Genomic DNA, 24249 nt, shown 5'->3' on the forward strand with positions numbered 1-24249 from the left:
GATCATGAAAAAAATATATAAAACTCCCAGGTTTATAAAAAAATTAATCATACTTCCCTCAATTTTTGCCGCTGTTCTGTTTATGAATTCATGTAGCGATGATTTCTTAGATCAGCCAGCTTATAATTCTTTGGATACGGAATCGGTATTTAACAATTTAGATACTGCGGAAATGTTTGTTTTGGGATGCTACAGAGGGATCGTTCCAACCGAAATGTATTATCAGCTAGGAGCGGGGGATACCGTAACTCATTCTGCTGAAGACGGCTCAACAAATAACTCTAAATACAATATCTGTAATTACCAGTATGATGCTTATACTCCGAATACAGTAACAGGAATCTATTCAGCCATGTATGCCGTTATTGAGAGGACTAATATCGCAGTGAGCGGATTGAGCAAAATGGAGGCCAGCGCAAAACGTGATGCCTTATTAGCTGAAGTCAAGGCAATTCGTGCATTTTGCTATTATAACCTGATCCGTGTTTATGGAGACGTTCCTTCGGTTTTTAAACCTTTGGATGAGATGGATCCTAATGACCCGAATACTTTATACCCTAAACGTGCCTCCCGTGATGAAATTTATGATCGCATTATTGCGGATATCCAGGAGTCTGTTAATAATTTGCCGGTTTCCAGCCAATCCAACGAGCGGTTGACCCGACAGGCGACCTACGCTCTGTTGGCAAGAATCTCTTTATATGCGGCAGGATATTCCCTACGCTGGGACCTCAATACCGGAGGCGGTGCCATGATGTCGCGTCGTAGTGATAATAACAGGGTTCAGCAATTGTATCAGATTGCGGACAATGCTTGTGCTGCCGTAATTAACGGCGGGACCAACAGTTTGGTGCAAAGCCAGGGCGGGAAAAGTGGTTTTGAATATCTGTGGTATAATTTCTGTCAGCGAAACTTTGGAGTAGTCAATCAGGAAATACTTTGGCATATAGCGGAATACGGACCGAATACAAACTCCTCCTTTGGAGTATATGCGCATCCGGGTTCCCGTGGAGGTACTTATGGTTCCCGTAAAGCATTGCAGTTCATGCTGCCAAGCTATTACTTATCATTTAATCCGGGAGATACCCGTAGAGACGTTTCCTGTACCTCTTACAGTATTTATTTCCTGAATAACGGGTCGGCATCAGATACGTGGGTGGATGTCGGGACCACATATTCTTGTATCATGCCGGGTAAATTCAGATTAGGGTGGTGTGTAGAGCCGCAGGCGGCAGATGGGCGTAATCTGAATATTCCTATTCTGAGATATTCCGATGTATTATTGATGTATGCGGAGACACAAAATTACCTGAACGGAGGGCCTACCGCAGCCGCAATATCCGCTCTGATGCAAGTAAGGACCCGTGCAGGAATTGGAACGCTGCAACCGCCTTCCGGGCAGGATGCATTTGAAAAAGCCATTGTTCAGGAACGTAAATGGGAATTTGCAGGAGAATTTAATCTCCGTACTGATTTGATCAGAATGAACCGCCTGGCCAGTGAAATCGCAGCAACAAAACAGGCAATGAAAAACCTATCAAACCGTACAGGAGAATTTGCGAATGTTCCGGTTTACCGTCTTTATAAATACCACAAGAATGCACAGATTTACGGAGATCCGTTTTTAGCGGTTACTTATATCGAGCTGACGGATCCGGCAGAAATTGCCGCTGTTCAGAATGTTCCTACCAATTCAGCGAATTATGCTGCTTATCAGGAAACATTGGCAGGTATAGTTACAGCCCATGGCCAAACAGTACAGCAGGGAGATAAATGGTACCCCGTGAACATGTTCCAGGCTTATACCAGCACATTTAATGGTAATGCCAGAAAAGCGGTAGGATTTACAGGAGGATTTAATACCCTTCAGATCGGAAATATCATTTATACAAAACCAACAGGCTCTTTTGAGAACGGGGGAACTTACCCCAATTGGATCGAAGGGGGCGGGGACGGCCTTTTCTACGGATTCGTACCTAATAAAACGGAATTGCTTCCTTTCGCGGCAGCTTCCGCCGGCCATCCTCTGGTCGATAACCCGAATCTTACTCAGTTACCTGGATATTAACAGATAGCCATTAAACAACACAAATTATAATTATTAATTGTAATGCCCTGAGCCGGATTATTCTGAAGATCAATTGAACTGAAAAAACTCAGACGTTAATTTATCTTTAAATAAAGCATTTAGCAGTATAGTACGGGATGCTGTAAAAAACAGAACAATCTAATTTTGGGTTAAAATTTAGAAATATAAGACAAACAATGGAAAATGTAAAGACATTCAAATACGTAGACTATTTATGGGATGAAAACAAGGCGGCATCTTTGGGGGACGATCAGGTTGCTTTATTTTTATACCGCTCAAATATACTGGGGGCAGATTTAAGGATCACCAATTATGGAGGGGGAAATACGAGCTGTAAGACCATTGAAAAAGATCCGCTGACCAACGAAAATGTTGAGGTGATGTGGGTAAAAGGGTCCGGAGGGGACATCGGAACTCTGACAAGAAAAGGAATAGCAGGATTGTACACCGAAAGGCTACGGAACTTAAAAAATGTTTATCAGGGGTTAGCCGATGAAGACAGGATGGTAGGATTATTCAACCACTGTATCTTCGATCTGGATAGCAAGGCCCCTTCTATTGATACACCTTTGCATGGTTTGCTCCCGTTCAGGCATATCGATCACCTTCATCCGGATGCGTTGATTGCGGTGGCGGCGGCAAAAGACGGCGAGAAGATCACCAAAGAGATCTGGGGCGATACCATGGGTTGGGTTCCCTGGCAGCGTCCGGGCTTTGATCTGGGATTGCAGCTGGAAAAATGCTTGAATGATAATCCCGGCATCCGGGGAATTGTGTTAGGCAGTCACGGATTGTTTACCTGGGGAGATACTTCCTATGAATGCTACGTCAACAGCCTGGAAGTAATTGAGATGGCCTCTGAGTATATCGCTAAAAAAATAGGAGAGAACGGACAGGTTTTTGGTGGTCAGAAAGTAGAGCCTCTGCCGGCTGACGAACGTAAGAATAAAGCGGCTCAGATCATGCCTTTATTGCGTGGGTTGGCTTCGTCCGAAAGCAGAATGGTGGGGCATTTTACAGACAGTGATGCGGTTTTGGAATTTATCAACAGTAATGATCTGGAACGTCTGGCACCACTGGGGACCTCTTGTCCGGACCATTTCCTGCGTACAAAAATACAGCCCTTGGTGCTAACGTTGGATAAAAATGAAAACTTAGACGATTCTAAGGCTGTTCTTGAAAAATTAACACCTCTCTTCGAAAGATACAGGGAAGAGTATAAAGAATATTACGAAACCTGCAAACATCCGGACAGTCCTGCAATGCGTGATCCTAATCCTGTAATCATCATTTATCCGGGCGTGGGCATGTTCAGTTTCTCAAAAGATAAGCAGACGGCCCGTGTGGCAAGTGAATTTTATATAAATGCGATCAACGTGATGCGTGGTGCGGAAGCCATTTCTGAATATACGTCTTTACCACGGCAGGAGGCCTTTGACATTGAATACTGGCTGCTGGAAGAAGCCAAGCTTCAGAGAATGCCTAAAGAAAAACCCCTTTCAAGAAAAATTGCGGTTATCACCGGAGCAGGAGGAGGAATCGGACAGGCCATTGCAGACAAAATGGTTCAGGAAGGGGCCGTGGTGGTTTTCACAGATGTCAATCAGGAAGCATTGACTACCGCCGTATCAAAATACAATAAAGACCAGGCTGTTGCCGTTCAGTGTGATGTAACCGATGAGCAGACCATTGCCAATGCTTTTAAAGAGACCGTTTTAGCTTTCGGTGGAGTGGATATTATTGTTCACTCAGCGGGGCTGGCCATTTCCAAATCTCTGGAAGATACTACCACCAAAGACTGGGATCTGCTGGAAGATGTTCTGGTGAAAGGCCAGTTCCTGATGATCAAAAATGGTGTTGAAATCATGAAAAAGCAAGGTTTGGGTGGAAATATCGTAAATATTGCCAGTAAAAACGGTTTGGTTGCCGGACCCAACAATGTGGCGTACGGAACAGCAAAGGCGGCCCAGCAGCATATGACGAGATTATTGGCGGCAGAGTTGGCAACGGATAAGATCCGTGTGAATGTGGTAAATCCGGACGGCGTAATTGTAGGAAGTAAGATCTGGGAAGGATCCTGGGCGGAAGGGCGTGCAAAAGCAAACGGAATTACCGTTGAAGAACTACCTGCGTTTTATGCAAAAAGAAACCTGCTGAATGAAATCATCCTTCCGGAAGATATCGCCAACGGGGTTTTTGCCTGTGTTGCCATTTTGGATAAAAGTACCGGAAATATCATCAATGTGGATGGCGGAATGGCAAACGCTTTCCCAAGATAATTTAAAACATAATTATTAAATTGGAGATCTGTCCGGGAAAATAAGCCGGGATTAGAGATTCGGAAGTAAATCAGGCTAAGCCTATTTCTTCGATGCTGTCTTCACGGCTTTAAATTAATTTCTAAGGCTGATTTCCAATTTGAAAATTTAAAGATCAGATCATGATTATAGGAAAAGATATCATTGAACAACACAATAAAGGAGAAGTTGAAAACTTTAATGCGGATTTTGATTTTCTACAAAACAAATTGACAAAATCAGGAGTAAATGTTACTGAGATTGTTGACAAAATCGCCGATTTTCAGGTGGCTATACCAAGTTGGGCCTTAGGGGCCGGGGGAACCCGTTTCGGAAGATTTTCTTATGGCGGAGAACCCGCAACATTGGAACAAAAGTTAGACGATATAGGATTAATCCATGCGCTGACCCATTCAGCCGGAGCCGTTTCATTGCATATTCCCTGGGATATTCCGGGTGATGTGAAAGCCATCAGGGAAAAAGCCGTTTCTCACGGACTTGCCTTTGATGCCATGAACTCAAATACTTTCCAGGATCAGCCCGGAGCGGAGCATTCTTATAAGTTCGGTTCCTTAAATTCCGTAAATGAAGATTCAAGGGCGTATGCCGTTGAGCATAACAAGGAGGTGATCAGGATCGGAAAGGAACTGGGATCAAAAAGCCTAACGGTTTGGCTGGCAGACGGAGCAAGCTTTCCGGGACAGCTGAATTTCCAGACAGCTTTGTCCAAAACCGAACAGAGCTTAAAGGAGATCTATGCCGGAATGCCGGAAGACTGGAAATTATTCATTGAGTATAAGCCCTATGAGCCGAATTTCTATTCGACGACCATACAGGATTGGGGAACGTCTTTCATGCTGGCGAATGCTTGCGGGGAAAGGGCCTACACGCTAGTGGATTTAGGCCATCATTTACCCAATACCAATATCGAGCAGATCGTTGCAACCCTGATGTACAAAGGGAAGCTGGGAGGATTCCATTTCAATGACAGCAAATATGGAGATGACGATCTGACGGTAGGCTCAATTAAGCCTTATGCCTTGTTCCTGATCTTCAATGAGCTGGTCTACGGAATTGAAAATAACCCTCAAAACCCTTATCCTGCATGGATGATTGACGCGAGTCATAATATCAAAGACCCGCTGGAAGACCTGATCCAGTCTTTGGAGGCCATTCTGATCGCTTATGCGCAGGCTCTTTTGGTTGACCAGAAAGCACTGAAGGCAGCACAGCTGGAAAATGATGTGACACGTGCCCAGGAGATCTTGCAGAATGCCTACAGAACAGATGTCCGGCCGTTATTAAGAGCTGCAAGATTACAAACAGGTGCAGCTTTGGATCCGATCGGAGCATACAGGAACCTGAAGGTAAGAGAAAGCCTGATTGCCGAAAGAGGCTGGGAAACCAAGGCTACGGGGCTGTGATCGTCGGTTCCTCGGCCGATCCGGATGGGTCGCTTTGCCCCGGAACAATAAAATAAACCTGAAAAATATTCATTTCATACAATTAATTCATCGGAATGTCCAAAAAAAAGGTAACCATAGTATTTGATATTGGAAAAACCAATAAAAAGTTCTTTTTATTTGATAAAAATTATAGAGAAGTAGTTCGTGAGTATACGGAATTGCCGCTCACGACGGATGAGGATGGTTATCCCACTGAAGATCTTGCAGCATTGCAAAATTGGATTAAAGATAATTTCAATGCCATTCTGGATGATGAAAATTTTGAAGTGAAAGCCATCAATTTCTCTACTTATGGAGCCAGCTTTGTACATCTGGATCAGAAAGGAAATGTCCTGACCCCTTTGTACAATTATACCAAACCGATGGATCAGGAAATTTTGGATTTATTTTACGAAAAACACGGGAGCAAACTGAAGATTGCCCGTGAAACTGCTTCTCCGCAGGCAGGGATGCTGAACTCGGGATTACAGTTATTCTGGTTGAAATACAAGCATCCGGAAGTATTCAAAAAGATTCGTTACAGCCTCCATTTACCGCAGTATTTGTCATATTTGTTCACAGGGATCTGTGTGTCGGAATTTACCTCGATAGGCTGCCACACCAATCTTTGGGATTATGACAAAGCAGATTACCACGACTGGGTCTATGAAGAAGGCATTGATGCTTTACTGGCACCGATCGTACCGACATCGGCGAGCATCAATACCTCTTACAGAAATAAAAAAATTAAAATAGGGGTTGGAATTCACGATAGCTCTTCTGCATTGCTGCCGTATATTTTAAGTAAAAAAGAACCATTTTTACTGCTTTCAACGGGAACATGGAGCATTTCTCTGAATCCTTTTAATGATGAAAGCCTTACTGACGAGGATATAGAGAATAACTGCCTGAATTATATGCGGATCGATGGTAAACGCGTAAAAGCCTCCCGTTTTTTCATGGGAAACGAATACAAAATCCAGGTTGAAAAGCTATGTGCCCATTACGGAAAAGAATATGGCTTCCACCGGGAAGTAAGGTTTGACCAGGACCTGTATCTCCGTCTGATGAAGCATAAAGCGGTATATTTCCGTTTTGAAGGCATTGCCCTGAAGCGGAAAATGATCAGTGAAACCGATTTAAATTCATTCCCCACTTTTGAAGAAGCCTATCATCAGCTGATGATAGAATTGATGGACCTGCAGATTCATACCATTAAAAATGCCATAGGAAATTCGGAAATTAAAACCATTTATATTGACGGAGGGTTTACGGACAATGATGTGTTCATGAAGCTGATGTCCCATCATTTTCAGCATTACAACGTGATGTCCACACACTCACCGTTAGGTTCTGCTCTGGGAGCGTCTATGGTCATTTCCAACAGGGAAATAGATGAAACCTTTTTGCAGCAGCATTATCAGATGAAAGTGCTTCAACCTTTAATTCTTAATTTATAAACTATGTCATTCCCATTCGATACCCGATATCCATCCCTTGAGATTTTAATTGAGAAGGCCAGGAAAAGAATGCCCCGCTTCGCTTTTGAATATCTGGATGGAGGTTGCAATGAAAATATAAACAGGGACAGGAATACAAGCGAATTGCGGGAGGTTTTGCTCCGTCCGCGCTATCTTAATAACTACGCTGAAGCTGATATGGAAACCGAATTGTTTGGCGTGAAATATTCGGCACCCTTCGGGATTTCTCCTGTCGGTTTGCAGGGCCTGATGTGGCCGAATGCTCCTGAAATTTTAGCGAAAGCAGCATTCAAACACAATATTCCTTTTATTCTGAGTACGGTAACGACGAGCAGCATTGAGAGGATTGCGGAATTAACGGAAGGTAGGGCATGGTATCAGCTATATCACCCGAGGGAAGAATGGCTACGGGACGATATTCTCAGCCGTTGTGAAGCTTCCGGCTACGATGTGCTCGTTGTTCTGGCAGACGTGCCCACTTTTGGCTACCGGGCTAAGGAGATCCGGAATGGTCTGGCAATGCCTCCCCAGCTGAATTTCAGGAATGTTTCCCAGGCTTTGGCCAAGCCGCAATGGTGTTTGGAGATGCTGAAACACGGTGTTCCCAATTTTGCCACTATGGAAAAGTACATGGATAAGAATATGAATGTGAAGCAGCTGGGGCAATTCATGAATTCCACATTTTCCGGCAGGCTGAATCCCGACAGGATAAGGGCGATCCGCGATAAATGGAAAGGAAAACTGGTGATTAAAGGTGTTGCTTCCGATGAAGACGCCGAAGAAGCAGTGAGATCAGGATTCGATGGGATGATCATTTCCAATCACGGTGGAAGGCAGCTGGATGCGGGAGAATCTACAATCGCGGTTGTGAAGGAGATCAGCGAAAAATACAAAGGTAAAATAAAAGTAATGATGGACAGCGGTATAAGAACCGGTCCCGATGTTGCCCGTGCTTTAAGCTGCGGTGCGGAATTTACCTTTATGGGAAGAACTTTTATGTATGCAGTGGGTGCTTTGGGTGACAAGGGCGGTGATCATATCATCGGTATGCTCAAAATGCAATTCAGGCAGGTAATGGAGCAGCTTTGTTGTGAAAAGCCGGAAGATCTGCAGAAATTCAGGGTAAAATAAAGCTGTTACTTCGTAATTCATCAGGAGCAGACCTCGATCCAATGACCAAAGCTCATAAAATGCGTTTAAACGAAGATCAGTAATTAAAATACATTAGTCTTAAGGAAACACGATTATGATCAGAAAAATGATTTTTGCCATAAGCTTTTTAATGGCTCTCACCGTATCCGCACAGGTGAACGATAAAGATGCAGTTGCTGCCGCAGCTGAAAAACTGAAGTTAGCCATGATCAGCGGAGACCGGCCTGCGCTGGAATCTTTGATTTTACCGGAACTGTCTTACGGACATTCAGGAGGGCATATAGACGACGCAAAAGAATTTGTTGAAAAACTGGTCAGCAAAAGATCAGATTTCGTCACTATTGATATTACCGGTCAAACCATTGATATCGTTGGGAACACGGCGGTTGTCCGTCATCATTTATATGCCACAACCGCTGATCTTGGAAAAGCGCCGGGTGATGTGGCGCTGGATATATTATTGGTTTGGGCAAAAACCGGAGACAGCTGGAAATTACTGGCCAGACAGGCCGTAAAATCTGAAAAGAAAAAATAAAGATCTATCAGACCGGCTGAATTTTTTAACGCAAGAGTTATTACAATTATGACAGGAATATCTTTGCGCGGGAAAATATAAACTGTAAGTTTAAAGGGAATCCCTCTGAATAAACTTAAAAACGTTATTCACCTGCTCCTTTTTATTTTTCAGGATCATATAGGCGGCAGATTCTCCCATAGCCTTAAAATCTGTTGTAATTACCGTAATTCCCAGTAATTCTTTAAGCGGTGTTTCGTTGTAGGAAATAATTCCTATGTCTTTTCCCAATTCCAGGTTTTTCTGTCTGATCTGCTTGACCAGGTTCACCAGATCACGTTCACGGATGGTGATGAAAATATCCTTATCCTGTAATTCCATATCGGGATAGATCTCGTCAAGAATTTCATAATCAAGTTTAAAATCCATACAGAATTTCTCAAAGCCCCGTACGATACGGAAAGGATAGGGGTGGATGGATTTATCAGGGTAAACCAGAATGATCTTTTCGTATTTCCTTATCTTGTCCAGGCCTTCCTTCAGTGCATCATAGATATCATGCTCAAAATCCTGGAAAATGGAGCCGTATTCGCCGGAAATATTGGGCTTGGTATTATCAAGGATCAATAACTTATTTTTAGGAATCTTTTCGATGATCTCTATAACTTCTTTCGTTGAGCTCGTGTGCTTGGACTGCTCATCTCGAAAATGGGGCATGATCACATAATAATCAAATCCTCCCAGATTCTTTTTAAGGGAATTGATGAACAGCGTTTCGTCACAGTGATAAATATACATTTCAACATTTCCCTTGGTACCGATTGCATTGACAAAATAATTGTAGATCATCATTTTATACGTGCTCGGTTTATTGATGAGAAAGAAGATATTAATGACATCATTTTTATTAAAACGTGAAATATAATAACCTTTCCCCTTTACAGACTCAATGATCTGCCTTTTCCGAAGTTCCTTATAAGCCTTTTCTACGGTATCTCTTGAAAGAAAGCAGGACTCGCTGAGCTCATTTATGGATGGGATCTTTTCTCCGATCTTAATTTCTCCACTGTCAATCCCATTGAGAATAGAATCTACGATCTGTTTGTACTTAGGGACTCTGGAGTGCTCATTTATAATTATTTCGAATGTTTCTGCCATGATATTAGATAGAAGATATTATTTCAGTTAAAAAAAATCAGGATCACTAAGGAGATGAGACAAGTTACAAAAAATTTATGATAACTTGTTCCTGTTCTTTTTAACAGTTAAAACACATTAAAATTTTATTTTCAACGGATTATTCTTGCAATTATTTTGATCAGAGCTGCAAGAAACAATATAAATTTTAATATGACGGTATTCACTTTAAGAACCGGATCCGGCTCATGACCGGTAAAAGGTGCTGTATATTCGAAAATGAATGATGGGTTAAAGGATTTAAGTTCCGGTACTTATAATTTCAAACAGGAAAGGTGTGGAAGTTTCATATTTTCCTCCCTGGGTCGCTCCGAATAGGAATTTAGGTGTTTGGCTGTCCTTATCCATCAGGATCATTGGGCGTTCCAGCCTTCCGAACCGGTTCAAATGTTTGGGCGGGGCGGGCTCTTTAATGTAACTTCTCATATCAAGATAGGCGATTTCCGGTTTTGACCAGCTTAGACCGTCTTTAGAAGTTAAATGTAAGCCGTATTCATGGTTGAAAAACCCCATATCGCGTGCTATGATGTGAAATTTGTTATTTTGTTCCCAGATAAAAGCATCTTCCAACTGGGCATTGCCGGGTAACGATGAAAAATCGATCACAGGATTGGCCGTTATTTTTTCGTAAGGTCCTGAAGGGTGATCTGCCTTGGCCAGCCCGTATTTCCGGTTCCCTCTTATAGGTCCTTTCTGAGTTTCATATTCTTCTGTATTCCAGGATTTATAAAAAAGCCAGAATTTGCCGTCATTTCCTTTTACAAAGGCAGGATTTGTGGTGCAATGGTCATCCCAGGAGCCTTTTTCTCCGGGAAGCAGCAGAGGAGCGTCAGGCCTGGTCCAGTCTCCGTCAAGACTTTTGGACGTGGCAAGTCCGATTCTTTTGGTATTTGTTTTTCCGTTGCAATTCCCCATATAAAACAGGTAGTAACGGTCTTCTACCCTGGTGATCAAAGGATTATGGCAGGTGGTGGCATCCCAGAACCCGATACCTCTGGGAGCAAGGATGATCTGCTTATGCCGGAAATTATGGAAGGGAGATTCCGCTTCCGCACGGCAAATTTCAGAACCATTGAGCCAGCCGCCCATTCCTTTTTCTTTTTTCCATCTGGAATAAAAGAGATGAACCTTTCCATCCTCTCCCCAGATCGGAGAACTGCACCAGATATAGTAACCCTCCAATGAGAACGGTCTTCCGATTGGTTTTAAGTTGAAATATGGCCGATCAGAGAAAGAGGGAACGCTTGTAAATGACAACCCCAGAGCTGCAGCTGCAATTCCCAGGGCTGAGGTCTGTAAAAAATCTTTACGGGTGATAGATCCGGATTTGTCCATAATATAGATTTACTGCTAATTTAGTATGAACAGATAGATTAAGTATCCTGTACTTTCGGTTTATTCCTGATTGGGTACAGAAATGAAAAAAGCACTTGATATCAGTGCTTTTTTCCTGCTTTGGGCGGATATGAATGTCAATTAACGGTATGTATTAAGATTAATTCATTATATTGTTGATGTAGACCTCAATATTCAGATAATTTTTGCAATATTTATTCACTTTTAAAGCATCTGTGGCATCGCGGGGGTTGAGTCCCATCTTTATCTCAACACTGTCCGGTATTCCATCCGAATCACTGTCGCGGGCAACCTGATAGGCAGGGTAATTACCCAATCCGTTATTGGCAAGTGGAAGATCGTTTTCAGTATAGACGTATAATCCCTGTGTTCCCTTTGAGCTCACCTCGGAAATGATGAGGTCATCTACCTGGTCCCGGTGCGGGAAATTGGCGCCGGCGTTTTGGAGAACGTGATAAAAAGCCTGGGCGGCAGACAAACTAGGGGTAGAGAAAGGATATGCGAATGGAGCATTCATGAACTGAACCGGGGTATTTCCCGGAAATGCTGTAGTGTTCTGTGGAACCAGGCTTCCGTCCAGGGCCCCGTTTTTATTGTTATCATAATAATTACCCGACTGATACAGGTGGAATGTGCTGGTCCCCCTGCTGAAAGGAGTTGCCTGGTTATCAACATTCAATGGTCCGGCTACAAAATAGTTATTAATAATATTTACCTGGGATTCTCCGGCAGAATCACCCATGATATAGCCGTCTCCGGAGACCGTATGCCCATAGGTATTCCCCTGGTTACCGTAATTGTAGATAACATTATTGACGAACTCGTTCCTCCCTTTTACTTTAGGGTTTCTGGTCTTATTGCTTTCATACAGGGATTTTAAAATACTGATATGCCCGTTGGTTGTCTGGATCAGGCCGCCTGCCGAATGGTTATGCCGGTGTAAACCTTGCGCGATGATGGAATTCTGGATAGTGATGCTGTCAGGTTCAAAGCCTTTGTTATCCCAATTGATGGAAAAAACCTCATCCAGCCCCCATGAAAAAGACATATGATCCAGCATAATATGTTTACCATTGGCAATTCCTGAAGCATCTGTATTTTTGGATAGATTACTGGAATTTCCCAATCTGATTCTGAAATATCTTGCTATTGTATTATTGGCACCTGTAAATGAAACTTTCTGACCATAGAGCACGATTCCTTTTCCGGGTGCTGTTTGCCCGGCTATCGTAAGATTAGGCGAAATGGAAACAGGAGACTGCAAATTGATAATACCGCTTACGGAAAAAACAACAAATCTGCCCGGTTGGCTCACCGCATCACGAAAAGAGCCGGGGCCGCTGTCATTCAGGTTGCTGACAATATAAACTTCAGGATTAGCTACACCTCTGGCTCCCGTAGAGTATTTCCCGAAACCTTCAGCTTCAGGAAAAGCCAGGGCTTTCTCTGCATTGCATACCTCAACGGGTGGCGGGGTATCCGAAGGATCCCCATGGTTGCAGGATAAAAGGAAAATGGAAAGCAAAAGTGTTGTAGTAGTTTTTTTCATGTTTATAAATTTTAATTTGATTGGGTTAAATTAAAAGCTTGTCAATAAGAAATCATCCTGTACTATACTGTATTTTTAAATTTATTCGGATTATGTTGAAAATATTGTAATTTTATGATGCCATACATGAGCCTTATGGATTTGAAAACGGATAGGCGGCTGTCGTCTGAAAAGATGCAGGTGAGATATAAAAAAAGCCTGTCCTTGAAGGACAGACTTTACTAACTATATGAATGTGAAATTTAAGGCATCTTTTTGAATCCTTCCGCTTTTATTTTCCAGGAGCCGTCCTTAGGAAAGCCTGGGAAATCCCCTTGGGAGTCATCCCAGCCTTCAAGCATCATGGCAACGGTGGTCAGAACGCCGCCATTTCCGGGAAGGTAAATACGCAGGCGTCCATCCTGGTAATTATGGCCGTTTTTCAGGTAAGTATTGGTCTGCACATTCATAAAGAGCGCATCCAGAGCTTTGTGGGGAAGTCCTAATCTTGCGGCCGTCATTGCCGTCATCGGAAAATCCCAACCCCAGGTATGTTCCCAGTTCCATTTTTGCCAAACGACGTCCAGGGTATTTTTCATAATTTCTTTGTCCAGTTTTGTAGATTCGGGAACCATCCCCAATGCTCCCAGAACCGTAGGATGATCAGTCATCCATTTTGGGAATGTGTAGGAATCCTTTGCAGATTCGGTTGCCAGATAAACACCGTCCTGAGCGGGAAGAGGGGCCAGCTTTGCAATGACATCGTCCCACTTTTTGTCCCGGGGCTCATTTAATCTTTCCTTCCAGCGCTGGGCGGTTCTCAGAGCCCAATCCCAGTAGGCCACCTCATAAGTGGGATTATAGGTGTCTTTTGCCGGAAAAACCTCTTGGGCGGGAATGACTCCTTTTCCCAGGTTATAACGGTCTTTTTCTTTGTCATAGGTGGCGAAATCAGCCATAAAATCTGCCGTTGCAAAAACCAGATCCTTATATTTTTCCAAAACCTTTTTATCTTGGGCGTGGCGATACAAGAGCTCTGTCATGTAAATAATATGAGGCTGTTCCCAGATCAGAAATGCAGCTACGGAAGACGGGCTTTCATTTCCTTCATTATCCGACATCTTAATCCATCTTACCCCCTTGTATCCTTGTCGCTGCGCTAGTTTTTTAGCTTTTTCAAATGATCTGAAATAATAATCCAATTGTTTTTCCAGGATTTCCGGTCTTCCCCACAAAGCATAATGTACGCCGTGCCACCAATGCATTTCTGTATGAGGCTTACCGTACCAGCTGTTGAACGTCAGACCCGTTTCCTGTGGCGGATTGCTTCCTCCGCATTGCACTTTGGTTAAATATTCCGATAGTACAATTCTACGCTCCAGTTCATTGGCCCTCGGGTCTGTACTTCCTTCAAAATCAACGGCTGCACCGCTTTCCCAGAACAATCTCCAGCCGGATGAGCTTTCTTTTTCCGCCTCAGCGAATAAGCTTTTTCTGCTTTTCGGGTTTTTAGCTGAAAATTCAACGCTTAATTCTATGGTCTTGTTTTTAGAAGAAGGCTCATAGACGAAATAATGTTTGCCGGCTTCACTTAATTTCCCGTCAGTAAAATACAGTTGCGTGTAATAACCAGCACTTTGCAGCTGATGCTCGATCAGTCCCTGAGTGGTATCTGATGAAATGATTTTGGTTGAATGTTTATCCTCATTTCCGTAAAAAGCTGCCTCATCCAGGAATTGTCCGCTGGGATAAGGATAGCGTGCAAAAATCTTCAGCCTTTTCTGAGCAATTAAGCCGGATTCAATTTTAACGCCGATTTTATCTGAATTCTGAAAAGAGGCCGTCCAGACTTTTACGGGAGTTCCTTCAAGGGTAAATTCACTGGTGATGATCCCTGTCCATAAATCAATTTCCTGACTGATGTTTTTCAAATCCGAAATTTTTGCTTTCTGACCATCTTTTTTGTACAGCTCAATACCGATATTTCCCAGCTGGAGACGGTGTTGGTTGACACGGAAGTATTCCACTGCTTTCCTGTTGCGTTCAGGCTCCTTGATTTGAACGCTGTACAGGGCTTTCCGGCCGTCATTATTGAAGTCGTAGGGCCTTAAGGTCTCCTCAAATTTATAATTTTCCGTATTGGGGAAACTGTTCCAGCCCCATTCAGACTGTGTTCCCAAAGAGACTCCGTTTTTATAATATTCAGGAAACGACTGCATTCCCGTAATATCAACGGTGTATGCAAATTTTCCGTTTCCAACGGTCAGGGAAGACAAGGTATCCGCTTTTGTATTCATAATATTATGTCGCTGAACCACTTTTTTACGGTCGATTTTCTGAGCCTTTAACAAAGAAAGCCCCATCAGAAAAAGACTTAGATATAATGTTACTTTTTTCATATTTAAATTTATTTAAGCACAGTAGCACTTATCATTCCGATGACAACATCGTTGCTCACTGCCGTTAATTGTATGTTTTTTAGTTCCTTATCCGGGTCTATAGGCAAATCCAGGAGGGTTGCGGCACCACCTTCTACAGCGCGGCTGGTGAATCCTTTGATGCCTGAATACCTGGTGAGGCTTCCGCCTTTGTATAATTCTCCCGTTTTCAGTTGGATCCTGTACGGAATCTTATCATCCGGAATTTCGAAAGCATGATCATCATCAAATAAATCCTGCTCAATCGGCCACCAGTTGACCGGATTTTTCAGCTCCAGTTCTGTATTGGTACCGTCAGCATATCTGACTGTGATTTTTCCATTAATGATCTGAGACTGCATCGGGTTGGTGGATCCCGCCATCAGGAAGTAGATCTTCTTTCCTTTGCCGGAAACAGGGATTTCCACCGAATCAGGATAATTATCCCACTGGCTTGTAAATACAATATTCTTTTCGGTATTACCGACCAGAAAAGGAATTCCAAGAAACTCAACTTTTCCGTTCTTTCTTTTATCCATTAATCCGCTGTCATCAATCTCAGCCGTGATCAATGGATAGCACCAGTTCCCGATCCCCTGCCACGGAAGCTGTAAGGTAGGTACATTAAGTCTCGGCGAAAGATATTTTTGCCTGAAAATGTCGGTTATTTTTTCATTAAATTCTGTGGCTAAGGAAACAGGGCTAAATTCGCCTGTATGACCAATTTCCCAATCCGTGATCTCAATATCCTGCCTGATCCCGTTATATTCCAGCTCAGCGAAATTTGTTCCCTTGCTTAAGATATTTTCAGGGATTTCAACTGATGAAGTCTGATTTTCCTGGGCTGAGAAAGTTCTGATCAGTCCATTGATGCTTAATTTTCCATTGATCGGATGGGTTAAACCGGATCGGATCTGCAGTTTTTTATTCACCCATTTTATATCCAAAGGATAACGGATATCAACATTCACAGGATGCCACCAAAGGGTTCCGTTCTGCCCGAGCTGAATAAAGAAGGTGCCTTTTCTTTCTTCATTTACCAGCGTGAACTGATTATTGGTCCGTTTTTTTATCAGCCCCTGCGGATCATAGACCTGGTGTATCTTCTTTTGGGGATCAAAATTCAATTGAAGATCTTCGGAGATATGGCTCACGTAATCTGTTTTTTCACGTTTAAAAGCTTCTCCGGAATAACAGATCTCGATCCTGAACTCTTTCCCACGGGGTGTACCGAACTGTACGAAAGGCTGTAAAATAGAATTGGGCCTGATCTTCCAATCCACTTTTTTACCGTTTACTTTTACCGATTGTATGGGAGCATTCACCGGAATCTGAAGATCAAGGGAAACCCTGTCTTTAAAATTGGATCTGAACACATACACCGCTTTTCCGGAGGTTCTGTTGAACTTAAATTCCCAATCCGGGAGCTTCAGCTCGGCAAAATCCCATTCGTAGGGAAGGCCTGGTCTGATAGTGACCTTCTTTTCCAATAATTTCGGATAAACCCCGAACAGTCCTTCAGTCAAAGTTCGGGCTGCAACACCGATCGGGTCGGCAAAATCCCTGTACAATTCTCCACGAAAGGCATCATAATGCAGCAGCTGCCCAAAATTTCCCGGGCTGATCCCATGATACATACTTTCTATCAGATTGCTTTTCCAAAGCCTGAATGCGTCCTCATTCCTCCCGGCCTGCCAATACGCAAGGGCGGTCTGTAAATTCTCTGCCAGCGCTACATTGTTGATCGACCAGTCATAAGGTTGCCAATTGGTGGTAGAAAGCGTATAATAGCTTTTATCCGCTTCCCCCTTTACATGTACCGGAATTTTAGGAATATGATTATTGATGTATTGCAGGTTCTGGTAATCCTCAAATTCATTTAAAATATAAGCATCCGAAACATGATAAACCGACCAGACCGCTGGCCTGTCATGAAGCAGCTGATTGCCCAAAGCATCTTTATATTCAGCAAAATAGCCTTTGTTTCTTATCCAGAGCTGATCTTTCATGGCATTTAAAATCGCTTCAGCCTCTTTTTCATAAGGTTTCGGATCTTCACCGATCAGTTTGGCCAGTTTCGCCATTTCACGGTTAGCCCTGTAATTATAAGCGGAGGTATGGGTTACCTTGCCACCTGAATACTGCAGCGCATCACTTGCCCAAATCGCGGCATAGGCATCATAAAGGTCACCCCGCTTAAAATTTCTTTTTTCCCAGTCCATATGACGAACCATTGTGGGCCACATTTTCTTTAAAAATTCAACATCACCCGTATAGTTGAAATGGGTAAACATCTGGTCAAAGAAAACCAGGTTCATATCATAATGATGAGGTCGGGTATTGTCATTCGGGTTTCTTGAAATATATCCGCTTGAAAAGACGGAATTTCCCATCCTTTCCGTGTGCCTTGCGAGGTGGAGGCTGGAATCCATTTCAACAGGTGCGGCATCCGGTGTTAGAACCTGGGAATTTGAATAGCTTTCAAAATGTTCTTTAGCACGGTCATGCCAGCTCAGAACATCTGCAACATAAGCTCCGCGCCAGGCATTCAGCCTCATACGCCAGGCTACCGCCCCGTGAAGATAGGTCGGGCTTTCCCAGATTGCGTCTGCAGCCACAGCCAAAACAGCTCCGAAATTATTTAAATCCGGATCGGGAGTTCTTAATTGGACCCGGTTTGTCAATACCAAACGGGATTGCTCTGCCTCATCAAAGATATTTTTCAATTCCCCGTCCGAAAATCTTTTAGCTGATTTTCCTTTTGAAATCTGAATATAAACAGGGGTTTTACTTTCTGAGTAAGAAGCGTAAATAATCGGGGATCGGCCTGTTTTAATCTGTGTGAATTGTGATAGCTTTTCCAAAGCTTCAGCATCCGTTAATTGTAATGAACTGATATTTGAGAAACTTCCGTTAACACTCTGGATTTCCTTTTTTTTGTTGAAATAGGAGAGCTGAAACTGGTTTTTATCGATCCGGAATTGGTTATCGGTGCAATATTCGGGAAGCAGATAAAATCCGGATTCCGGATCAGCCCCGATATCGCCGTTTCTGCTGAATGTTTTTCCGCTTGCGCCTCCATAAACCGCGTAAATTCTTGTTTCGGGATCTATATTTTTAGTTTCCATTTTTACAACCAGGCCTTCTTCTTTCGATTGGGCTAAGACGGTCAGCTTTAAGCTTCCGTTTCCGAGGATCCGGTCTCTGATCTCGTAAAGCATAGATCCGGGATGGTAACGTGTTTCGATTTTATCGGCATGGATCAGTTTTTTGACGGAATCTCCTTTCCGGATAATGAACTGAAGATTTCCTCCCATTCCCGGAAGATATAATGCGAACTCCGGCAAATCTCCGGCTTCCACTCTTGAAGCGCGGTTGTCTCCATACAATGCCCGGTTGAAGCGGTATTTTCCATTGACCAATAAAAAATCGCCCTTATCTTCCCTGTAATGCAATTCTCTTTCATTATTCCGCCAATGCCCGGATTGGGAAAAGGAATGTGAAAATGCTGATAAAGCAATAAAGCCGGCTAAAATGTATTTTCCTGACATTTTTATTTGAAATTGGTTAAAGGTTGCCCGTTAACGAATACATTTTTCAGAGTGACATTTTTCAGGAAGTCAACCTTATAAGGGATTTCTACGCCGTCAATTTTAGCATTGATCATGGTAAAATCGGTTACGGGTGAAGATTCATAGGCATCGGAAAGCACCGCATATTTTCCTCCTTTTTTCACCTTCAGGTTTTCTACCCAAATATTTCTGATGGTTGGAATAAAGTTTCCGGGTTTTTCATAATGCATATTGAAACGAACTGCGGCTTCTCTATAAGTACCCACTTTCGTGTTGTAAAAAAATACGTTTTCAATGATTCCACCACGGCTTGAGCTGGTTTTGATGCGGAGTGCCCTGTCCAGGTTTTTACTGTCCATAAAATTTCCGATCGCATAAATGTTTTTTGCGCCACCTGCGATTTCGCTTCCGATGACAACACCGCCATGTCCATCCTTCATTTCGCAATTTTCAATAATATGGTTTTCTGCCGGTTTTCCGATGCCTCTTCCGTCTTCATCCCTGCCGGATTTGATGGCAATGCAATCATCTCCGGTATCGAAATAGCAGTCTTTGATCCAGACGTTTTTGCAGGCTTCAGGATCACAGCCATCGTTATTCGGGCCATGGCTGATTACCTTTACCCTTTCGATCAGAACGTTTTCGCAAAGTACGGGATTGAGATTCCACATCGGAGAATTTTTAACCAGGACATCTGCCATCCAGAAATTTTTGCATCTGTAAGGCTGAACGAAATTGGGTCTCAGATAATGCCCGTCCCCGAAAACCCTTTCCCTCGGATCTTTCTTCTGAGCCATATATTCATGCAGCTTGGCCCGTGCCGGGTTCTGTCTTCCCGGACGGGATTCGTTCCAGCCGTATTTTTTTGCGCCGCACCAATACCACCAATTATCGTTATTGGCATTTCCATCTAACGTTCCTCCGCCGGTAACGGCAATATTCTCTTCTTCATAAGCATAGATCAGGGAGGAATAATTCATGCATTCCATTCCTTCCCATCTCGTGAAGACAATAGGGTAGTCTTTACTGTCCTGGCTGAATAAGATGGTTGCTTCCTTGCTTACATACAGATTCACATTGCTTTTTAAATAGATAGCACCTGTTAAGAAAACTCCTTTGGGAACGACCACTCTTCCTCCACCTTCTGCATTGCACTTTTCAATAGCTTTTTTAAATGCGTCCGTATTTTTGGTCTTTCCGTCTCCAATAGCACCGAAATCAGTAACCAGATAGTCCTTGTCTCTGAAGCTGGGCTTTACAATTTGCTTTTTGAGCGCCCGGATTTCCTGTAAAGGCTGCTGTGCCGAGGTCCAGGCTTTATATTGAGCCGAAGCGGGAACTGAGATGAACAGTATAAGAAGGAGTAACACGAATTTTTTCATAATATCAAGAATCATTAGATGACGATTTATAAATTTCTTTTATTATCGCAATCTAAAATAATTGCGGGTAAAAATTATCCTGCACTGTCGGTATAGCAAAACATTATGGACTTTTATTACAGATATATGGAAATAAACGCTGTTCATATAAATATAATATTTTTTCACAAACCTGCATCAGCAGGGGGCGGATTTGTATCCTGACATAGAAACCGTTAAAATAATTTTTTTATTTGACTTTCTGATGTTTATGATTATTTTTAAAGGAAAAATGTCATTTTATTTGTAAGAAGTTGAAAAAATCATATCTTTGCACCAGTTAAAACAAACGCTCCTGATCTTGTTTGAAGTAACCCGTGGGGCTGTAAACAAGAAAAAGCAAAAAGCGTCCGTATCGCGGAAGTTTATCAGTTTGTTTTAAAATTGATCCGGTAGTTCAGTTGGTTAGAATGCCGCCCTGTCACGGCGGAGGTCGCGGGTTCGAGTCCCGTCCGGATCGCAACTATTTAAATAGTAAAAAAAGCTGTAAATATATTTACAGCTTTTTTTGTTTTCTACCTGTTCCAAATGGAGCTAAAAAACACAACCCTGATAGTGACTCATTCAATGACGTGTACAATAAATAAGAATTTTGCATTATGGAAAATATATGGTTGTAAATCAGTTGTTTGAGTAATATATTTCATAATGTCAAAAAATATTGGCGCAATTTATATATAAAAAAAGCCGAGCTATTTGTTAGCGGAAATGTTAAAAACAGACTGCAGAATATCAATTTTAAACAAAAAATTGTATCTTTCGTCCGAAAATTTGTTTAATAAAAATGTCCGAAAAAGTATTCATAGCGCCTAGACTTGTTGGTTCTCGATTTGAAGACCATACATTGCCTGTGAATATCTTAGAAGATTTCACTGCACTTGAAGATTTATTAATTGAAGTAGCAAAAGATATATATCTAACTGAAAATCCGAACAGAAAACGTGTTCCAAAAGGTTTTTCTGACGGTATCTATTTAAAATTAGTAGATATTGGTGAAGGAAGTGCTATAGCAAAATTTGCTATAGCTAGTGCTATTGCTTTAAATAGTACACTACCATTAGAAAACCTAAATAATTTTGCATATTTTGAGAAAGCCAAAAATAAAATAATTGAATTAATAGAGTCAGTTAATGATGGAAGTATACCTACGCAAGTAGATTATAAGTTATTATCTTATTTTAGTAAAATAGGTAAAAATTTACTTGACGATGAATCAATTGATTTTGGCTATGATTATAATTCTCGAACCCCTTCAAATGCTATCTTGAACAAAACAACTAGAAAAAAAATACTTTTATCTAGTGAACAAAAAACAGAATATGTTGATAGCATAAAACTATTTGCTTTAATTCCTGAAATAGATCAGAAAAATAATACATTTCAAATCGAAACTGATTTTGGAAATATTAAATGTCCATTAACTGAATCTGTTAAAGATTCCGTTTTCGTTGCATTTAATGAGTATGTAAATAAAACTTACATATCATTAAAGGGGACTGCTTTGTTCAATTGGAACGACAAAATTCAAGAAATTACAGAAATTGAATCTATGGATATTTTAGATCCATTAGATGTATCCTTACGCATAAATAATCTTTCTAAATTAGAAGATAATTGGTACGAAGGGCAAGGTAAAGCATTAAAGAAAATAGGATTGAATAAATTAGAAAATCTGTTTAATTCATATTTTGAAAATAAGCTACCTCTGCCTGCTATTTTCCCTAAAGTTGATGGAAATATACAATTAGAATGGAAAAACGAAGCTAAAAATGTTGTGATTGATATTGATTTAGATTCATTATCCGCTGAATTCTTTTATTATAATGATATTGATGATTCTGATGAAAGAGAAGAACAAATCGAATTAGGTAATAAAGAAGGTTGGATTCAATTAAATGATTTAATTAAAACATTTGTTTAATGGAAAGTAAAAAATTACTACATAGGCAAATACACCCGTCATTTGTTGTAAACGATATTGTTTCTAATCAAGCGTTTACAGAAGATTCATTAGTTGTTTCATCAGGTGCATTTAATCCAACGGAAAAAGATGAGGATAAATTATCAGTTTATAATGGTAATAAATTTTCTGCGAAAGAAGCTTATGAACATTTTGTAACAAAATATACTTCATATGGTGTTTTATCACTAACTGAAGAAGAAGTACTTTCTGTTACTCCTCTAACTACAAATGATGATGATATACAATTTGACGGGCATTCACACATCGACTTTAGTCAAGTAACAAGTAAAAATCAAAAAACTAAAAGAGCTGGTAAATTAAGAGATTTAGCTGTAAAAAGAAATTGGACATATAAACCAGAAAAATAAACACTTCCGCTAACATCGTATTGACGAAATGGCGATTTAAGAGGAGAAATTGAAAGTTTCTCCCTTTTTTTGTCAACAGCCTTTTATATTTCCTTTTTTCATAAATTTAAAAAATAATAAAAGGCTGTTGCTTAAGTTAGTGCAAGATTGAAGGTTTAGACTTTCTAATCCATTATTATCATCATTACGTGGCCCGTTAGCTGCAATTATACAAGAATCGTTATGCAAAAGACTTTATAAGATATTAAAGATCATTTTGGGATTACTAATCTTATGGTTTTTGCTTCATTCAATATATATAATTTTTAACGGTATAAATGACAAAAAACAAAGTATTGATGTTGCTGTTGTTTTAGGAAATTTGAGTTTGATGGCACATCCTCAAAAAAAGATTACAAACTCGACTAAACAAAAGCATCGAACTTTATAATGAAAATCGAATAAAAATGATTGTGGTTATAGAAAGGAAAAATTTTGGGAAAGAAATAAAATGAAAGAATATCTTCTACACAATATATTCCATCCAATAAGATAATTGTAGATAATTACGGAAATGTTACAGAAAAAACAGTTACAAACTCCATACAAATAATGGACAGCTTAATTATAAAATAAAAATAGTACAAAATGCTGTAAAATATCTATTTTACAGCATTTTTTGTTTTAATAATTCTGGAGAAAAGCTGGAATTACTATCTGAAAGTGGGCCATCCAGGCATTTTGAAAGGAATGAACTGGCCACTGCCGGACGTTTTGATTTTGATGTTTTTAAACGGGCCCGTCCGGAATTTTCCATTGTATTCAAAAAAAATACAATAGTTAACATTAATGCAATTCATCGTTGATACGGACAAGGTCGACCACGGTTTTGACATTCAATTTCTCAAGAATATTTTTTTTATGGGTACTTACTGTCGACATTTTTATATCAAGCAAATTTGCTATCTCAATATTTCCGTTTCCTTCAACAAGGAGTTTAAATATCTGTAATTCCCTTTCAGAAAGTATCTCTGTGGGATCATTCTTTTTCTCAGGGCATCTTATGATCATATTCATTATAGTTTCGGGATAATAATATCCCACTTCAAATAATAACGAGATTGCCCTGAGTATTTCTTCTTCTCCCGAATCTTTTTTTATATATCCGTCTGCTCCTTCATTGATATATTGAATACCAACCTGCGCGTTGTAAGCGGAAAAAATTAATATTTTAAGGTCTTTTTGAATACTCTTGAGCTTCTGGATCATAGCCTTATGAATAGTATCCGGCATATCAATATCCAGAATCAGCAAATCATAATGCTCCCGGGATAACTTTTCCAGTGTTTCCGTAAAGTTATCTGCAAAATCAGTGATACATGGATAGCAGAACTTTTGTTCTAACATAAACGAAATTCCAACACGGATAACATAGTGATCATCCGTAATAAGTATTTTCTTTTTCATGTT

15 protein-coding genes and 1 tRNA gene are annotated in these 24249 nt (G+C 41.1%); 9 read left to right on the plus strand and 7 right to left on the minus strand.

Features of this window, described 5'->3' with window-relative positions; genetic code table 11:
* The first annotated feature begins 4 nt into the window (after positions 1-4).
* From ABMQ40_RS01765 to ABMQ40_RS01790, 6 genes are all read left to right on the plus strand, one after another.
* The gene (locus tag ABMQ40_RS01765) at positions 5-2068 is read left to right on the plus strand and encodes a RagB/SusD family nutrient uptake outer membrane protein (protein ID WP_370895900.1); all 2064 of its coding nucleotides are present in this window, start codon (positions 5-7) and stop codon (positions 2066-2068) included.
* Between the two features lie 197 nt (positions 2069-2265).
* Positions 2266-4368 carry a bifunctional aldolase/short-chain dehydrogenase gene (locus tag ABMQ40_RS01770; protein ID WP_370895902.1) on the plus strand — a complete coding sequence of 701 codons (2103 nt, stop codon included), beginning with the start codon at positions 2266-2268 and terminating at the stop codon, positions 4366-4368.
* A gap of 161 nt (positions 4369-4529) precedes the next feature.
* Positions 4530-5810 (plus strand): sugar isomerase, encoded by a 1281-nt coding sequence (locus ABMQ40_RS01775; RefSeq protein WP_370895904.1) that lies wholly within the window; start codon positions 4530-4532, stop codon positions 5808-5810.
* 95 nt (positions 5811-5905) lie between these two features.
* On the plus strand, positions 5906-7291 hold the full coding sequence (locus ABMQ40_RS01780) for an FGGY-family carbohydrate kinase (RefSeq protein WP_370895906.1): 1386 nt from the start codon (positions 5906-5908) through the stop codon (positions 7289-7291).
* Between the two features lie 3 nt (positions 7292-7294).
* Entirely contained in the window at positions 7295-8443 is a 1149-nt protein-coding gene (locus tag ABMQ40_RS01785) for an alpha-hydroxy acid oxidase (protein ID WP_370895908.1), read from the plus strand.
* 115 nt (positions 8444-8558) lie between these two features.
* Positions 8559-8999: a nuclear transport factor 2 family protein gene (locus tag ABMQ40_RS01790; protein WP_370895910.1), complete on the plus strand. Its 441-nt coding sequence runs from the start codon at positions 8559-8561 to the stop codon at positions 8997-8999.
* Positions 9000-9089: 90 nt separating this feature from the next.
* Here ABMQ40_RS01790 and ABMQ40_RS01795 read toward each other — a convergent pair whose 3' ends face one another.
* The 6 genes from ABMQ40_RS01795 to ABMQ40_RS01820 form a co-directional block, all read right to left on the minus strand.
* Positions 9090-10136: a GntR family transcriptional regulator gene (locus ABMQ40_RS01795; protein ID WP_370895912.1), complete on the minus strand. Its 1047-nt coding sequence runs from the start codon at positions 10134-10136 to the stop codon at positions 9090-9092.
* 279 nt (positions 10137-10415) lie between these two features.
* Positions 10416-11510: a glycoside hydrolase family protein gene (locus tag ABMQ40_RS01800; RefSeq protein ID WP_370895914.1), complete on the minus strand. Its 1095-nt coding sequence runs from the start codon at positions 11508-11510 to the stop codon at positions 10416-10418.
* Positions 11511-11670: 160 nt separating this feature from the next.
* Positions 11671-13080: a pectate lyase family protein gene (locus tag ABMQ40_RS01805; RefSeq protein WP_370895916.1), complete on the minus strand. Its 1410-nt coding sequence runs from the start codon at positions 13078-13080 to the stop codon at positions 11671-11673.
* Between the two features lie 242 nt (positions 13081-13322).
* Positions 13323-15458, minus strand: coding sequence for a hypothetical protein (locus tag ABMQ40_RS01810; RefSeq protein ID WP_370895918.1), 2136 nt, complete (start codon positions 15456-15458; stop codon positions 13323-13325).
* 8 nt (positions 15459-15466) lie between these two features.
* Positions 15467-19027, minus strand: a complete 3561-nt coding sequence (locus ABMQ40_RS01815) for a DUF4450 domain-containing protein (protein ID WP_370895920.1) — start codon at positions 19025-19027, stop codon at positions 15467-15469.
* Between the two features lie 2 nt (positions 19028-19029).
* Positions 19030-20445, minus strand: coding sequence for a glycoside hydrolase family 28 protein (locus ABMQ40_RS01820; protein WP_370895922.1), 1416 nt, complete (start codon positions 20443-20445; stop codon positions 19030-19032).
* Between the two features lie 410 nt (positions 20446-20855).
* On the opposite strand from ABMQ40_RS01820, the gene ABMQ40_RS01825 reads away from it, so the two are divergent.
* The 3 genes from ABMQ40_RS01825 to ABMQ40_RS01835 all read left to right on the plus strand — a co-directional run bounded on the left by ABMQ40_RS01825 (position 20856) and on the right by ABMQ40_RS01835 (position 22800).
* Positions 20856-20929 (plus strand) — tRNA-Asp (locus ABMQ40_RS01825).
* A gap of 324 nt (positions 20930-21253) precedes the next feature.
* A complete protein-coding gene (locus ABMQ40_RS01830; RefSeq protein WP_370895924.1) occupies positions 21254-22390 on the plus strand; it encodes a hypothetical protein in 1137 nt (378 codons plus the stop codon).
* Positions 22390-22800, plus strand: coding sequence for a hypothetical protein (locus ABMQ40_RS01835; RefSeq protein WP_370895926.1), 411 nt, complete (start codon positions 22390-22392; stop codon positions 22798-22800). Before ABMQ40_RS01830 ends, ABMQ40_RS01835 begins: the two co-directional genes overlap by 1 nt.
* 825 nt (positions 22801-23625) lie before the next feature.
* Here the strand turns inward: ABMQ40_RS01835 and ABMQ40_RS01840 are convergent.
* Entirely contained in the window at positions 23626-24246 is a 621-nt protein-coding gene (locus tag ABMQ40_RS01840; RefSeq protein ID WP_370895928.1) for a response regulator, read from the minus strand.
* Positions 24247-24249 lie beyond the last annotated feature (3 nt).

The sequence above is a fragment of the Chryseobacterium gossypii genome, assembly GCF_041361455.1.
GTDB lineage: Bacteria > Bacteroidota > Bacteroidia > Flavobacteriales > Weeksellaceae > Chryseobacterium > Chryseobacterium gossypii.